The sequence below is a fragment of the Larkinella terrae genome, from assembly GCF_009668025.1.
Taxonomy (GTDB): Bacteria; Bacteroidota; Bacteroidia; order Cytophagales; family Spirosomataceae; genus Larkinella; species Larkinella terrae.
Map to the genome: position 1 here is coordinate 754,950 of NZ_WJXZ01000001.1, position 16,331 is coordinate 771,280.

Annotated in this window: 14 protein-coding genes; 5 read left to right on the forward strand and 9 right to left on the reverse strand. The window is 50.9% G+C overall.

Features of this window, described 5'->3' with window-relative positions; genetic code table 11:
• The 5 genes from GJJ30_RS03135 to GJJ30_RS03155 all read left to right on the forward strand — a co-directional run bounded on the left by GJJ30_RS03135 (position 1) and on the right by GJJ30_RS03155 (position 5,792).
• The gene (locus tag GJJ30_RS03135; protein ID WP_154173038.1) at positions 1-1,830 is read left to right on the forward strand and encodes a DUF885 domain-containing protein; all 1,830 of its coding nucleotides are present in this window, start codon (positions 1-3) and stop codon (positions 1,828-1,830) included.
• Positions 1,831-1,890: 60 nt separating this feature from the next.
• A complete protein-coding gene (locus GJJ30_RS03140; RefSeq protein WP_205880522.1) occupies positions 1,891-2,142 on the forward strand; it encodes a hypothetical protein in 252 nt (83 codons plus the stop codon).
• 88 nt (positions 2,143-2,230) lie between these two features.
• Positions 2,231-2,863 carry a DinB family protein gene (locus GJJ30_RS03145; RefSeq protein ID WP_154173040.1) on the forward strand — a complete coding sequence of 211 codons (633 nt, stop codon included), beginning with the start codon at positions 2,231-2,233 and terminating at the stop codon, positions 2,861-2,863.
• Between the two features lie 856 nt (positions 2,864-3,719).
• Positions 3,720-4,346 (forward strand): helix-turn-helix domain-containing protein, encoded by a 627-nt coding sequence (locus GJJ30_RS03150; protein WP_170299111.1) that lies wholly within the window; start codon positions 3,720-3,722, stop codon positions 4,344-4,346.
• Positions 4,347-4,457: 111 nt separating this feature from the next.
• Positions 4,458-5,792, forward strand: coding sequence for a serine hydrolase (locus GJJ30_RS03155; RefSeq protein WP_154173044.1), 1,335 nt, complete (start codon positions 4,458-4,460; stop codon positions 5,790-5,792).
• Between the two features lie 372 nt (positions 5,793-6,164).
• On the opposite strand, the gene GJJ30_RS03160 is transcribed toward GJJ30_RS03155, so the two are convergent.
• The 9 genes from GJJ30_RS03160 to GJJ30_RS03200 form a co-directional block, all read right to left on the reverse strand.
• Positions 6,165-7,157, reverse strand: coding sequence for a putative Ig domain-containing protein (locus GJJ30_RS03160; RefSeq protein WP_154173047.1), 993 nt, complete (start codon positions 7,155-7,157; stop codon positions 6,165-6,167).
• An 833-nt stretch (positions 7,158-7,990) separates the two neighbouring features.
• The gene (locus GJJ30_RS03165) at positions 7,991-11,290 is read right to left on the reverse strand and encodes a histidine kinase dimerization/phosphoacceptor domain -containing protein (protein ID WP_154173049.1); all 3,300 of its coding nucleotides are present in this window, start codon (positions 11,288-11,290) and stop codon (positions 7,991-7,993) included.
• 28 nt (positions 11,291-11,318) lie between these two features.
• Positions 11,319-11,831, reverse strand: coding sequence for a YybH family protein (locus GJJ30_RS03170; protein WP_154173051.1), 513 nt, complete (start codon positions 11,829-11,831; stop codon positions 11,319-11,321).
• A gap of 17 nt (positions 11,832-11,848) precedes the next feature.
• Positions 11,849-12,253, reverse strand: a complete 405-nt coding sequence (locus GJJ30_RS03175) for a hypothetical protein (RefSeq protein ID WP_154173053.1) — start codon at positions 12,251-12,253, stop codon at positions 11,849-11,851.
• Between the two features lie 82 nt (positions 12,254-12,335).
• Positions 12,336-12,872, reverse strand: a complete 537-nt coding sequence (locus GJJ30_RS03180) for a GNAT family N-acetyltransferase (RefSeq protein ID WP_154173055.1) — start codon at positions 12,870-12,872, stop codon at positions 12,336-12,338.
• A 49-nt stretch (positions 12,873-12,921) separates the two neighbouring features.
• Positions 12,922-13,425, reverse strand: a complete 504-nt coding sequence (locus GJJ30_RS03185) for a RidA family protein (protein ID WP_154173057.1) — start codon at positions 13,423-13,425, stop codon at positions 12,922-12,924.
• 28 nt (positions 13,426-13,453) lie between these two features.
• Entirely contained in the window at positions 13,454-14,512 is a 1,059-nt protein-coding gene (locus GJJ30_RS03190) for a proline iminopeptidase-family hydrolase (RefSeq protein WP_154173059.1), read from the reverse strand.
• 59 nt (positions 14,513-14,571) lie between these two features.
• A complete protein-coding gene (locus GJJ30_RS03195) occupies positions 14,572-15,105 on the reverse strand; it encodes a nuclear transport factor 2 family protein (protein WP_154173061.1) in 534 nt (177 codons plus the stop codon).
• Between the two features lie 71 nt (positions 15,106-15,176).
• The gene (locus GJJ30_RS03200) at positions 15,177-16,283 is read right to left on the reverse strand and encodes a nuclear transport factor 2 family protein (protein WP_154173063.1); all 1,107 of its coding nucleotides are present in this window, start codon (positions 16,281-16,283) and stop codon (positions 15,177-15,179) included.
• Positions 16,284-16,331 lie beyond the last annotated feature (48 nt).

Consider the following 16,331-nt stretch of genomic DNA (forward strand, 5'->3'; position numbering starts at 1 on the left):
ATGACAACCCCAAAACGAACCTGGAAATTCTGGTTATTCCGCTCCTTCTTACTGATCTTGCTCATCGGTTGCGGCTGGCTGGTCAACCTGATCTGGTTTCGCCCCTTCAGCATCCGGCACTTCTACGACCGGATGTTTATTGCCGGCATGTTGCGTAGCCCCGAAATCATTACCTTCCTCGGTTTGCCGGTTCTCTATGACTGGACCAAAGAGGAGTGGGATGATGCGTCGGATGCCGGGCAATGGCGCAATTTCGAGAAGCTTAAAGCGGATTACCAAACGCTTCAACGTTACGATTTCGAGAATCAATCGACCGAAAATAAGCTGAATACCAAGATTCTGGGCTGGTATCTGAAAAACGAAGTGGATCGGGAACCGTTCTTTTATCACAATTACCCGCTCAACCAACTGGATGGCATTCAGGGCAAAGTTCCGCAATTACTGATTGACAAACACCAGTTGCGCACCAAAAGCGACATAGAAGCGTACATCACCCGCTTACGGAACATTCCCGTCAAATTTGATCAGGTGCTGGAAGGGCTCTACATCCGGGAACGGAAGGGAATTATTCCACCGAAATTCGTAATCGGCAAGGTCCTGACGGAGATGAAAAGCTTTATCGCCAAAGGCGTCGAAGCAAACAGTCTGTATACCAATTTCGCTCGGAAAACCGCATCCATCAACGATTTAGCCGCCGACGAAAAAACCGCTTACACGAAACAGGTAGCCGAGGCAATTCGGACAGCGGTTTTTGGGGCGTATCGGAAAATGATTGCCTACGAGGAGGGGCTTTTCCGCAAAGCGACCCCCGATGCCGGGGTCTGGAAACTGCCCGACGGCGACGCGTATTACCGCTACCAGCTCCGGTTCCACACCACCACCGACCTCAGTCCGGAGCAGGTGCACCAGCTTGGGCTTCAGGAAGTGAGTCGGATTCAGAAAGAAATGCGGGCTATTCTTCGCAGTGAGGGCTACACCAACACGACCCAGACGCTGGGTGTGGTGATACATGCCTTAAGTCAGGAGCCGCGGTTTCTGTTTCCGGAAACACCCGCCGGAAAAGCCCTGATTCTGGCGGAATACGAGCGCATTTTGAAGGTCGCGGACCAAGAAGTAGGAGTTGCTTTCGACCGACGCCCAAAAGTTGGATTGACGGTGGAGCCTACTCCGGCTTTCAAAGAAGCGGGCGATGCCATTGGGCGGTATCAGATGCCATCTTTGGACGGGTCGAAAGGGGGCGTCTTTGTTGCCAATCTGCGCCATTCGTCCGAACATCCCAAATTTGCGATGAAGACCTTAGCCTATCACGAGGGCATTCCGGGGCATCATTTTCAGGTCGGCATTCAAATGGAACTCAAAGGCCTGCCCATTTTTCGCACCGTTATTCCCTTCACGGCCTACGATGAAGGCTGGGCGTTGTACACGGAGCAACTGGCCTACGAACTGGGTTTTTACCGGAATGACTCCTTCGGCAATCTGGGCCGGTTACAGGCCGAACTATTCCGGGCCACCCGGCTCGTGGTGGATACGGGCCTTCACCACAAACGGTGGACACGGGAAGCCGCCATTGCGTATATGATAGCGAACACGGGCCTGACCGAAAGCCAGGTAACGACGGAAGTAGAACGCTATGCAGCATTTCCCGGACAGGCTTGTGCCTACAAAATCGGGATGTTGAAGATACTGGAGTTGCGCGAAAAAGCCCGGCAGGCCCTCGGCGAGAAATTCGATCTGAAAGACTTCCACCGGGTGGTACTGGCCAATGGCGCAATGCCGTTACCGGTGCTGGAGGAAACCGTAAATACCTGGATTGAGCAGGTAAAACCCTGATTTCGTGGAGAAACCGCTTTTTTTCGTTTTGTTTACGAAGAACATCAATGCACCATCCAGATGACAAAATCCATTCCGTTTTTTCTCCTGTTTTGGCTAGCGGGCGGTTTTTTATCCTTTGCCCAGCCCGCTCCCCGCGCCCGTGATCTGGGAATTCCGTTTCCGGGAACACCCGGAAAATTCAATGCCATCACCGACGTTGCGGGCGTTGCGGTGGGGTACAGCACCCTGATTATCGGACAGGGGAAAAATGTGCGGGGCAAACACTGGTCCTGTGAGAATGTCGCATTTGTACAATCTCCCCCAAGCTAAGGTGCCTAGCTTTGGCTCGTCAAATTAGGTGATACACCAAGAAGGTGTATAGCGACCAGTGAGCGGTAATTCTTTTTTTAATTAATTTATGAAGAGCCTATTAAGTATTTATTTATTTTGTTTCAGTGTCGTGGCTTTTGCTCAAACTAAACACCCACTTTGGACTGAAAAAGAACGGCAATTTCTCGTTGAAGGTCTGCAATCTTCACAAACGGATCTATTGAATGAATTAACCGGCCTAACCCCGAAGCAGATTCATTTCAAGCCCGACAGTACAAAATGGTCCATTGCGGAAGTAGCCGAACATTTAAGCATCTATGATGAATTATTATACTGGGATTTATTAAATAACCAGTATACACCTGAAATGCCTGAGTGGGTTAAGAAGGTGAAAGGTGTTGATTCTGTTATGCTGGCTTATACGAATGATCCGATCAAGTTGAAGGCACCATTTGTTGCTCAACCATTGGGACGCTTTGAAAAAAACGAAGACTTACAGGTCTATTTTAATCGCTTTCGAAATGAAGTAATAAACTTAGTGAAAGAAACCAAAGTTGATTTTAGATTGCATTTCATCTTTCGATCTGAAGATGCCGGTGTATGGCGTGTTCGAGACCTTCACCAATATACCTTACTTTGGATTGCCCATACCCAAAGGCATACGAATCAGATAAAAAGTTTAAAGGCTGCTGCCAACTACCCTAAAAAGGACTACCACTAAATCGTCACTTAGGCCTTCTTGGTATGCCGATTTCCAGGGTTTAAATCGAAAAATCGTTTAATTTTGTTCGCATCGGCGCGGCTCTCATCGCCCGAATATTTTTTTCTGCTTACTAACCGCTAAACCTGATGAATGAGCCGCGTGGGCGGTCCTGTTCTGGCCTACAGGGTTGGTTGTTACCCGCAGTTGTCCACTTTTAGCTGACAACTTACGATCGACAACGGTCAGTTCTGTTTGTACTCCCGATAAAAAAAAGCTCATTGATTAGATGAAATATACGGTAGTGATTGTCATCAAAAGGGGTGATTGACACCCATTTTCTAAACCGATATCCTGGGTCATGATAAGTCCTATGTTCGTGTTGAAAACGAATAGGTTTAAATCGGTATGATTTGCTGATTACAGTCTCTTTCTCTCTGGCTTCGGCCCCGCGGTGCGGTTCCCGCCGGGTCGGATCGCCGTGGCGACGCACAACCCCGATTCCACTACGAAAGAAACCAAAATGAACTGTAAGAACACCGGAATGGACATTTAAAGTGGCCTGCCGTTTTAGGTGTTTTTTACGACTGTAGGCTATTGGTGGTACGTTTGAAAAATTGTCTGCATTGGCCCATGACGGCGTACTGTTCGCAGTGGCAGATCGGTAGTTCAAATCAGGATTAGCCAGAGGCCAGCGATCGGCATGGTCCAGGAAAAACGCCGACCCACCCATGCGGGAATTTGTTGAAAAGCGTTTTTCAGCGATTCAACCGGCGTTAACCGGCCGCATTTCCTATTGTCAAGGTGGATGCTACGGTAGGAAACTGCGATGAACTACGCTTTTATCAATAGCTTTGATCCTAATCTTGATACTCCAATGGAACGAAAACAGGCTCCGATACTAATGGCCAATGCTGCAACCGACCAGATAGGCGAACGGGTAAAAAAGTATCGACGACTGCGTAACCTCTCCCAGGAAGAGCTGGCCGAGCTTTCCAGTCTTTCCGTCCGCACAATCCAGCGACTCGAAAAGGGCGAATCCATTGGAAGCCCCTATACCCTGCGCACGCTGGCTACGTCCTTGCAGATAAGTCCCGATGAGTTAATGGCTCCGCTGGCGGCCTCTGGCCCAAACCTGCACCCAACTACCTTGAAGTACCTGCTGATCCTGAATTGGAGTGCGCTGGCCGGAATTGTAGCACCGCTGGCCAATATTATTCTGCCGGCCATCTTGCTGTGGCGACGGCGACACGACCAAACGGTTCAGGCGCACGGTCGACAGATGATCAGTTTCCAGATTCTTTGGACGCTCGTAACACTGGGGATGATGCTGGTGATTCCCTTGCTGTTAACCGGCTTGTCGATGCTGGTTGGCGGGCCTTTCCCGATGTTTATCCCGGTGTATTTCATTTGTCTGATCGTTAATGTGTTCTTCCTTTTTCGAATCGCCCTGCACCTGCCCGGCCCGTCTCCTTTTTTGAACAGACTCCCTAAGTTTCTGTAAATCAACCCTGTCACATAATTGTCGGGAAAATGTCGCCCCGTTTTCGGGTGTAAAGAATCCAGCGCATGGAAATTTGCATCATCAATCGAAACGAAGCATTTCACCCAAATAATGAACCGAACTATCTTTTGTTTTCTGGTGATGAGCAGTTGGGCTTTTCTTTCCCAGGCCCAGCGCGTTGACCGGCAAATCGGCGAGCTGATAGAGGCCTACGCCCGGTTAGGGAAATTCAACGGCAGCATCCTGGTGGCCGCGCACGGCAAAACCGTATACCAAAAAGGCTACGGCTACCAGGATATCCGAAAGAAGACGCTCAATAATGCCGCCACAGTATACCAGATCGCTTCTGTCACCAAGACGTTTACGGCAACACTGGTCCTAAAGCTGGTCGAATTAAATCGACTCTCGCTGGCTGATAAAGTAGCCCGGTTTTATCCTCACTTTCCCAAAGGCGACAGCGTCACGATCGAACAGCTGCTCTCCCACACCTCCGGCATTCCCAATCCCGAATCGGAGGTGAATCCGAAGACGGAGGTGGGTTCCGATGAAGACCGGTTTTTGGCGGCTTTCAAAGACCGAACGTTTGATTTTAGCCCGGGAACGGACTGGAAGTACAGCAATTCGGGCTACATTCTGCTGGGTTATATTATTGAGCGAGTCACCGGTATGAGTTACTACGATGCGGTGAGGACCTACCTCTTTACTCCGCTTCGGATGAATCATAGCGGCTTTGATTTTAAGGGTTTGGCCAGTCCGGATAAGGCAACGGGTTACTGGGAGTATCCGGAAAGCGATACGGTGCAGGCGGCAACCCTGATCAATTTTGAGGGCCCTCGTGCCGCCGGAGCCATTTATTCAACCATTGGCGATCTCTATAAATGGCACCAGGGATTACAGGCGGGAAAGATCGTCGGTCTGCCGTTGCTCGATCAGGCCTATCAGCCGGTGAAAAGTAGCTATGGCTATGGCTGGATCATCGATTCGGTGGCGGGAGCCAAAGTGGTCTGGCATAGTGGCGATATCTGGGGGTTTAAGTCGGAACTGGCCCGTGTTCCGGCCGATGATATCTGCATCATTATTCTCAATAACATCGAAGAGGTGGATCTGCATAGCATCACCCGTAAAATTCTATCCATTCTGTACCACCAGCCTTACCAGCTACCCGCCCGCAACAGGATTCAGCTCAGCCCGTCAAACCTGCAGGAGTACGTTGGGGAGTATGAACTGCGGCCGGGCGAGTGGATCAAGGTGACGGTCGAACAAAACCGCCTGAAGTCGACCACCAACCGGAAACAGGAACTATATGCCCAGAAAAAGGACTTTTTTTTAGTAGACGACGGAAAGGAGCATCTCGGTGTTACTTTTAACCGAAATGACTCGGGCCAAGTGACGAACTTATCCTTTACCTTGGGGACACGCACGGTAGTTTGCCCCAAAAAGGAGTAAACTAACCTTAAACTTTTTTAGGCCTGAACACAGACATAGTGATGGTCACTCATTTTCTGAACCGATATGCTGACTCAGGATTTGTACTTTGATTGTATTGAAATCAATTAGGTCATAAAGCCATCAAATTTTGGTCGGACAAGACAAATTGCCAATCCAGATTCTAACAGGATTTTTTACTCACGGGTTGTGCAAAAAAGCAATTTGATAAAAACCCATTTCCTGAAGGAGTCCGTTTGGATGGGGAATAAAAATCAGTATTATCCGACAATTTCAGAGGTGGTAAACATCTCGTAATAAGATGTTTACCACCTCTGAAAGAAAATAACATTTCTACCAACTAGTGCTGTTGAAATACCTGTTGTAGCTGGATTATTTTCCTTTCAAAATCCGAATGGTTTTCTGCTGCGTCGGGGTGCTGACCCGCAACACCAGCATTCCCGGTGCCTGATGAAAAACCGGTAGCTGGTGACGTTCAATAACAGCCGCCTGGGGTACCTGCTGCTCACTGACCAGACGTCCATTGACGTCCGTCAACTGCACATGCAGCGGTTTTCCTTCGACTCCCCGGATTTCCACTTCAACCTGATTCGAAACCGGATTGCCCAGCACCGTCACCTGCAGATCTTCAGCGGTTTCGGCCGATAACCGGGCTGGAGTACACTGATACGCTTTGGGCGAACCTTTCAACTGAAAGGTCGATCCCAACACGCGGGCCAATACCATTGTGCCGTTGGTGACGCTGCCAGGTGGTGTGAAATTGTAGGCATGGGCACCGTTGCCTTTCCCGGCATCTTTCAGGTCGACCCGGTAAATATTGGCGATTGTACTGCCCAAAGGCGTGATGGTTCCCGGGCTGGGTTCGAGGTAAAACTCGACCGTGAGCGGGGTGTTGGGTTTGTTGCGGTCCCAGACCCAGCCGCGAATCCCTCCGCAATCGAGTTTATCCAGATACCCTTCAAAACTGCCCGTCACAACGGTCTCGGCCGGATTCACCGTCAGGTTGAAACTTACGCTGTTCGTTGCTCCTCTATCATCGGTCGCCGAGTAGGTCAGCACGAAGCTGCCTGCGATCTCGGTTTTTCCGCTCATCTGCCGGGTACCACTGGTGAAGGTCAGGCCACTGGGCATGCCGGACAGCGCGTAGCTCAGGGTACTGTTTTCCGGATCGGTGAAAACGGGTAAGGTCGTCGTAAAAGCCACCCCTTGCTGGATGGTCAACGGCGTCACGGAGGGAGCGACGGGCGGTTTGTTCGGTGGAGGTGGCGGGGTGCCGTTCTGACAGCGAATGGTTTTGGGTCCGTCCTTGAGGGTAAAACCGCTACCAGCCACAGTGGCCGAGAGGGTATGAACCTCCCAGCGCAATGCGGGGCAAAAGCGGTGTCGACTCGGATAAACCCAGCCGACAATCCGTGCCCAGGTTAAAAAGTATACCGGAGCGCCCCCCAGGTGGCAGCAGGCTTTGCGTAATGGGTGAATGTATAGATGTTTGTAGAAAAGTATATTCTTCTACGTAGGGCCGTAAGGGCGGGGAAGGAATAAAGCTTTGAGAGGTCATCGAGCTTGCGTGTCGATTATCTTATTGATTACCATGTCGAATAAATCCTCATCTGTCCGGTTAATATACAAAGTGAAGGACGGACGATTACCATTACATTATTTTGAATAAATATCATTCTTGATATGTTCAACGAAATGCAATGGTTTAGGCGGCCTTGCCCTATAATCTGAATAGTCAACATTCCCGAATTCATGGCCCTATGTATTACCCTAAAATAACTTTACAGAAATAGGGTCTGTTGTAATCGAAAAATACGCCTTTCTGAACTGACATATTGAGCCTAAACACGCCTTTGGTTTGCGCTAACATACATTAGGTTCAATAAGTTATGCATTTGCGTGCTGTCAACAAAAATGTAACTGCTATAAAATAGGCGGGTCGCCCAGAAGTGTGTTGGGCCGTTTGACAAATCAACCTTTTTGGATCTCATTTTTTAGGAGCTAATCACGTATAACAAAAGCAATCTAGCGCCCAATGTTCGTGTTATCCTGGTTGTGAATGGGATGAAAATGGCGGTGGATGCATCACCCTTACTGAACACATAGACTGGTACGAAGCACGGCTTTGCAGCCCGCATACGCGCCGTTGTTTGCCAGATGACCAAACGATCCAGGGCAAGGTCCGGATTTGGCCGGACTCAGACAGCGGCCGACCTTTTGAAGTGGAGTTTGACTAGCGTCCCGTCCTGGTTTTCGTAGGTCAGAATACCATCGAGCTGGATGGTGAGCAAGTCCACTAACTGTGTCCCGAAGCCCGTTTCTTTGACGGCCTCGGCAGACTGCTTGCCGATACCATTGTCGGCCACTTGCAGCAGCAATGAATCGTTGTCCATGCGCGTCAGACTGATGCGAATGGTGCCGTTGTCTTTGCCGACAAACGCATATTTAAGCGAGTTAGTCAGTAACTCGTTCGTCAGCAGTCCTACAGAAATCGCGGTGTCAATATCCAGCACCAGTTCAGGCATCGAACAATCGATGGTAATGCGGCCAGCAGCATCGAACGAATGGAGGATGCTTTCGCTCAGGTTGTTAAAATAATCGCGCATTTCGATCGCCCCTAATTGGTTTCCCTGATAAAGTTTCTGGTGGATGATACCCATGCTCTGCACCTGATTCTGACTGGTCTGCATGGCTTCCTTTACGTTGGGGTCAGTGACTTTAGCTGACTGTAACGACAGCAAACCCGACACCACGGCCAGATTATTCTTGACCCGATGATGGATCTCTTTCAGCAGGAGTTCGTTCTGGGCGTTTTTTTGAGCAATCTCGTCGCGCTGCTGTTTAATGACTACCGCTTCCTGCAAAGCCAGCTCACGCGCTTGTTCCCGTAGACGGGCCTTCATCAGGTACCAAAAACCGATTAACAGAAACAGTGCATAAACTCCATAAGCCCAGGGGCTTTGCCACCAGGCCGGGCTGATGCCGATGCGCAGGGGTGTTGCCAGTTCACTCCAGACCCCGTCGCTGTTGCGGGCTTTCAGGTGGAACCGGTACGTTCCCGGCTTCATCTGGGCAAAATCAACGGTGTTTTTGGGGCCGATGCTTACCCATTGCGGCTCGTCGTTCGGTCCGGTCAGGGAATAGGCATAGGCACGACTGCTGGTGTTGCGGTAATCCAGTAGCGCAAATTTTAGCTCCAGGGTGTTTTCCTGGTGCGACAAGGCCAGTTCCTTGGCTCGCCAGCGATCCGGGGGCATGGGTCGCATGGTTTGCGTTCCGTCGGTGTCGAAGCAGGAAACACTCACCAAGCGCAACGGTGATGAAGCTTTGGGAATGGTATGGATGGCATCGGTTGGCCCAAACCGCCGTAAGTTGTTCTGGCAACCGAAATAAATCTCGCCGGTAGTCGCCAGTGCGGTAATGGGCGTCGAGTAAACCGAGTTGCCGACAAACTGCGGAAACGTGGTTACGCGCTCCGTAAGGGGGTCGATACAGGATACCACCTGATTCTGGTTGAACCAGATTTTGCCGGTTCTGTCGAGGGTAGCGTGGGCAAAATAATCGTCCGTGAACCCGTTGGCTGCACCATATTTTTTGAATCGCCCCGTTTTGACCGACAGCTTTTGTAAGGGAGCCGCATACCCACTCGTTATCCATACATCACCCTGTTTATCGATCAGGGGCGCAAAGGTGTAGTTGCTGGCCAGTCCGTAGGGATCGCCTTGCCGGAGTACAAACCGCTGGACTTGCCGGGTTCGTTTGTTTATCCGACTAAGCCCATGAGCGGCTCCGCAGACCCAAACGGTGTTCTGGGCATCGACCGCAATTTTCTGGAGCGTATTGGAGAGTAAACTGTTGGCATTGGTGGGATCGTTTTTCCACTGTTCATAGGTACTCACCAGCCCCGTCTCAACGGATAAGCCGCCTTTCGGAATGCGGAAGAGCCCCTGCCCCCAGGTCGAAATCCAGAGGTCACCATCCCGGTCAATAACCGAAGCGATGGCATTCAAGATCTTCTTACTCCCGGCCTTATCCAAACGGACGGGTGTGAGACGCTCCGTCTTTTTGTTGTAAACGAACAGGCCAGCCTCCGCACCGACCAGCAAATAGGGATCGTCGCTAGCCCCGGTCGCATCTGGCAGCGGGCTGGTGAAATAGGTGAAGGGTTGTTTCAAGACAACCTTCATCTCATTCAGGCCCGGTCTGGACGGACCCGCTCTGGATTGACCCGGCCTGCCGTGGCCCGGCTTGTATCGAATTAGGCCCAGATCGGTACTGATCCAAAGAAAGCCTTCCGAGTCGGGCATGAGCGACTCCGTTACAGGCCGGGCCGGAACCCCACCGGCGGAGTTAGTAAATTCTGGCAGGGGAATGTTGGGATGGCGTTCCTGACGGGGGTCGAAAAAAAGCGGATTTTTGTCGCTCGCCCGCTCCAGCCAGATTAACCCCTGTCCATCTTCGTACAGCGTTACGAATTCCTTGAGTTGTTCCCCGTTGCTGATGGCTACGGGCGTACATTGCTCCACGACGGTCCGGTCGGCTGAAATGCGGAAGATGTCGTTATCGCAGCAAAGCCAAAGCCGCCCCGCCCGATCTTCCAGAATCACTTTTGGAAACGGAATGGGCTTGCCATCGGCTGTTCGCTTATCGAACCACTTGATTTGCCCGGTTTTAGGGTTAAAAACCCGCAGTCCGGTTTGTTCCGGAACCCCCATCCAGATCAGGCCCCGACGATCTTTGCAGAGGCCGCTAATCACATTGAGACCATCCGTGGCGTTGATGACAGGTAACCCGGATTTATTCACCGTCGGAAAGCACCGCCAACGGTTAGTGGTCCGGTCAAACTGCTCGAACCCAGCCGTTGTGTAAACGTAAACATAGCCCGGCCTGGATTGGCCGGGCAGGGCCACGCCGGGCGATTCAACCAGAATCGGCGACAGCGGGTTGCCCTGCAACTGCCCTGAATCGCCTGGTTTGGGTAAAAAACGGACAGTGCGGCCCGTTTTGGGGTCGAACCGATTCATGCCATAATCGCTGCCGATCCAGAGATAACCGGATTCATCACGCTGAAGAAACCGGAGCTTATCCGACGATAAACTGGTTTTGTTGGTGGGCAGGTGTCGAAAATGGGCTACGTTGCCCGTTCGCTGATTGTAGGCATTGAGGCCCCCGTCGCGGGTGGTTATCCAGAACGTACCGCGCTCGTCCTGAATCATATCCGCCACCCGCGCCGAGGAGAGGGAGTTCAAATCCGCCGGATCAGAGCGTACGGTTACGATCTCATGGCCGTCGTAGCGGCTCAGGCCACTGCCGGTGACGAACCAGAGAAAATCGTCGCGGTCGGTAAAGAACTGATTGATGGTTAATTGATTTCGGTTGCGGCCCAGCGTCTCTTTGGGAGGTTCGTCAAAGTAAAGCACCGTGGATTGTGCCTGTCCGGCGAACGCGGACAGGCACAAAAGCAGGAGGAGCCACCTAAAAACAACGTATCCATTCATGTTGACCTATTTGTTGGCCAAAGCTACTTCACTTGTCTTTCTGATCCTCGTTGTTGATATCGCGGATGCAGATAAATTTTCCGTCGCGTTTTTCAAAAATGCCCATGTATTTGCCGGCACTCACTACCTTGCCAGACGCGTCTTTAACCGTTGTCTTCCCAACTTCGGTTACTACGTTGCCATCGCCGTACACGTCCATCGTCTCGTAATAAACGGTAGTCCCGGACTGGCGCGCTTTCATACTTTTGAGCAACACCTGCCGGATAGCCGCCTTTCCCACGGCCATGGGTTCGTCGTCGGCCATTTCTACGGCATCGTCTGCGTAGAGGGCCATTACTTTGTCGATGTCCTTAGCGGTTGTGGCGTTGGCCCACTCGGTTTCGATGGCTTGTATTTCCGTTTTGATGGCGGCCATATCGGGTTTAGCCGCTACCTGCTCAGTGGTAGCTTCTGTTTTTTTAGCGGGGGTGTTGCAACCGGTAACAACCAGCATTAGCGCAACAAAAGCAATCAGGACGGTAGTAAATGGATTGGTTTTCATAGCTTTGGTTTAAACGATTAAGGCACTCTCACCAAGCGACGGTAGAGTTCGACGGCTTTTATTTTCTCGTACACCATACCCAATTTTTTATCGGCTTCCTGAAACGATTTGTCGTCGTGGATTTTCTGGTACACGTTGGCATTGGGCCAATTGCCCTCGAAATAGTAGCGGTATTTGTCGGTCCCTTTTCCCTCTACTTTGTAAAGCGTGTATCCGGCCTTACTGTAGCCTAAGCGTTTAATAACCGTGTTCAACTCGCCAATCACCGCCGACAACTGGGCCTCCGTTACACCCGCTGGCATATCGAATAGGTGAATACTTTTGAGTTGAGTCGTTGCCGTTTGCTGAGCCTGTGCAGAGGTCGACATGCCGAGGCTAACCAGTAGCCAAATTGCAGATAGCGAAATCAGAAGTTTTTTCATGAATTTAATTGGTTGATTTGACTGTTTTAAGATCGATTCACAATACTATAGGCTGGGCTTATCTGGGCTTATCCGTTCGGATTTAGGTAGTGTCGTCGGTTAAATCCAATTCCATAAACAACAGATAGTCTTTAAATTCTGCGGGGATTTCCATTTCTGGATACGCGTCAATGTCACGAAATCCAACACTTCGGTATAAGGAATGAGCGGCTTCCATAAACTTGGGACTGTCAAGCCGAAGTTTTTTATAACCGACTTTTTTCGCTTCAAGTAGAAGTTCTTCGAGGATCGCTCTTCCGGCTCCAATTCGTCTGCTAGCTGGATGGACAAACATTCGTTTTATTTCACCAATATCGGAGTCGATACGTTTCAGACTGCCAAGCCCACATACTTCGCCTTCGTAAATAGCCAGGATTAACTGTCCGTAAGGCGGTTGAAACTTGCCAATCTGTTGGATGTCCTGTTCAACAGCTTCCTGGGGATTATGGGGATGGACGCCATAGAGTTCCTGCATGTTGTCGTTCCCCCAAACTAAATAGTCGAACCATAATTTTTTAACGGCTTCCAAATCGTCAGGAATGACAACCGTTCTTGTTTTTACTTTTTCACTTTCGTTCATTTCCTGACCAGGTTCTGGTTGTTTACTTTCTGTGATAGGCTTACCTGAATCAGCGCACTTTATAGGCTTCTAACTCGATCTCAATCAACTGACCGGGCAAGGCTAATTCCTTTACGCCAAACCACGACCCGGTCGGAAATTGCTTTTTATAGATCGTATTTCGGTAAGCCGACTGGTTCACAAATTCGGGCATGTTCGTAGTCAGAATATTTTCCACCACAACGTCGTCCCAGCTGTAGCCATAATGCTTCAGAATTTTGTCCAGATCGGCGTAGCAATTTTTCATTTGTTGCCCCAGATCACCTTTCGCCGTCAGGTTTCCTTTCTCGTCCATACTGACCGCACCCGATATTTTCAGTTCATTGCCAATCCGAACGGCATGGGAATAGCCATACGCTTTTTCGAGTTCGGGCCGTAATAGAAAGTACTCCGGTGCATCGGATTGAGCCGCTGGTTTCTCATCTGCTTTTTGGGGAGCGGTATTGCAGCCGACGGCAAACAGGATCAGGACGGCAAAAGCGGCCAGCATCAGGGTGAATTGGTTGGTTTTCATTGGGGTTTGGTTGGTTAATGTGAAGAGATCAATTCCCTTTTTTCAGGAAGGAAGTCAGCCCGGTGAAATACGTTTGCTGATCGTCATACATCGCGAAATGGCTACCGTTGGGGCATACCAGAAATGTACCGTTTTTCACTTGCCCGGCCATCCACTCCATGTGTTTGGGGTCCATCGTGTCGTGGGTGGCCCCGATAACCAACGTCGGCACGGTAATTTTGGGCAGGTCTTTGCTACGATCCCAGTTTTTCAGATTGGCATTGCCCGCCATGCCAAACTCGCTCGGCCCCTGCATGGTCACGTACTGCTCCTGATTGATTTTGGAAAACCCCCGGTTCAGCGGTTCGGGCCATTGCGCCGTTGGTATACGGCAGATGTGCTTTTCGTAATAATTGGGCAGCAACAGTTCCATGTAGTGCGGGTTGGCGAAGTCGCCTTTGGCTTCGAGTGCTTTGATCTCGGCCAGCACCTTTGGGTCCATTTGTTTGGCCAGTACCTCATTGGCATAGCGGCTGTAGGCGGGCGCACTGCTCATCATGTCTGAGATAATTAATCCCCTGATGTTTTGCCCGTATTTGAGTGCGTACTCTATGCCCAGAATCCCGCCCCACGAGTGGCCGTAGAGGTAGAAATTGTCTTTATTTAGCCCTAAAGCGACCCGAACTTGCTCCAGTTCGTCGACAAAACGGGGCAGCACCCACAAGCTCTTGTCGGTTGGGCGGTCGCTGTTACCCGCACCGAGCTGGTCGTAATAAATGAACTCGATGCCTTCTTTAGGCAGAAAACTCTCGAACACCTCGTAAGCCTCATGACCTGCACCGGGACCGCCGTGCAGAATCAAAACCTTGACCGTTGGGTTGTTGCCAATCCGCTTCGTCCACACGTTAAATGTGCCTTTCGGAGTCTTGATCGGGATTATTTTCACGCCCCCGGTTTGCATACCCGTATCGGCGGGGGCAAAGTAGGTTTGGAGTGCGTTAGCCTTGTCGGCGTTTGGCTTTGGGTCACAGCCTGCAACGCTCATGCCAATGAGCAAAACAGCAAAAGTGACCGGTAACAGCGAAGAGCGAAATTGGTTGAGTTTCATTGATCTATCGAATAGAAAAAAGCTGCAAGATTACAGGGCTTATGGGCGCTCCGTATCGGTTACTTGACTGGTACCGGTGCCGACTCCTGGTAAAACGTCGCTTTCCACGCGCCGTTGATTTTGCTGAAGAGCATCGTTCCCGCTACGTGCTCAAACTTCATTTTCTCGCCGGTTTTGAGCGTTGCATTCTGTTCCATCGAGAACGTATAAAGCACCAGCGAGTCAGTCAAAACCCGAATCACTTCCTTCGCTGGCACGACACTCAACGTCTTCATCTGGTTAAACCCGTCTGCGTTCAGTTTTTTGAGGGCGTTGTAATCGCCCAGGGTGCCATCGGGATTGACGGCCTGAAAATCAGGCGTATTTTCAAAGTAGGTCATGCACGTTTCAATGTCCAGTTTTTCGACCTGTTGGAAAAATTCTTTCACAAGGCCAGAAATTTCCTGTTCAATCGCCTGCTTTCGTTCAGGTGTCATGGCCGACGCGTCGGTCGTTTGGGTAGCCGTTTCTTTAGCGGGTGTATTGCAACTGGCAGTGAACAGAAGCAAGGAAGCAAAAAGGGGCAGGACGGGGGCGAATGGGTTGGTTTTCATTGACTTGGTTTGGCTATTTCGCCCGGTCTGCGACAATACAAACCGGGCTACTAGGGTGGATGTAGAGTCGGTTATTTCTTGTTCATAATCAGCATGGTAGGTTTGCCAATGACACCGTCTTTCTGCATCGTTTCCACCAAATCCGGGCGGGCAAAAAAAGCCTTCGGTGCGTCGGGCGAGGCCCACTCGCTGATAATACAAACCGTATTGGGGTCGTCGGCCAGCGTACTGACTTCGGCACTCAGTTCGCCCGCCAGCATTCGTTCGTTATAAAACAGATCGAAGCCTTTTTTCCAGGCGGCATAGTCGGCCACTTTGTGATAGACCATCGCTTTGACGAGTTTGGATTGGGTGTTGCGGCTGATCTTCCACTGCCCGTTCTCTTTGACCGCCGTATTGCTGAAAGCCCCTTCTCTCACGATCCGCTCTCCTTTTACCGACCGCCCCGTTAGGTGATAAGTTCCCGTGAAAATCACGCTGCCATCGAATTGCGGGCTAACACTGGCCAGCGAAATGACGTTGGTCGCGTCAGCATCGGCAAACCCCTGTGTGTAAAAATCAACTAGCGCAGCCCCTTTTGTGGTGGTTCCGTCCGTAGCCGTCCGCACGGCATCGGCGGTGAACATCGTTTTCAGGGTGGCTGCGTCCTCGCGGTTGTAAGCATCCTGAAACCGCTTCACCAGGTCGCGTATCTCAAGCCTGGTCGTGTTCATATTCCATTTGACCTGACTGATTTTCCACTGTCCGCCGACCTTGCCGATCAGCATCTCGTAGGTGCCCGCCGTGGGGTTGAGCTTCGCGCCGGTTTTCCGCACAAAATCGTAGCCGCTGACGGTCGTGCCGATTTTCACCTTGCCGTCGGGCTGGGTCTCGGTGCTGACCACCGTGAAGTCCATATATGACCCGGCGGTTTCGCCGAAATCGCGCACAAAGTCGGCTTCAACATCGGCTTTGGAACCGGGCGTTACACTACCATCGGGGTTTACCCAGCCAACACTGTCGGCAAAAAGGGTCATCAGCGTGGGCCGGTCGCCTTTGTTGTAGGCGGTCTGGTAGGTTTTGGTAAAGGCAACCGCTTCGGGCTTGAGGCTCTGAGCGAGGGTGGTGGCTGCGAAAGCCGGGAGCAGCAGCAGCGTCAACAGCCGGGCCTTGACGAAAAATAGATTACTAACTTTCATGGGTGTATATGGTTACGTGAGTTGATCGGGTGAATTTCCAGGCCAGCC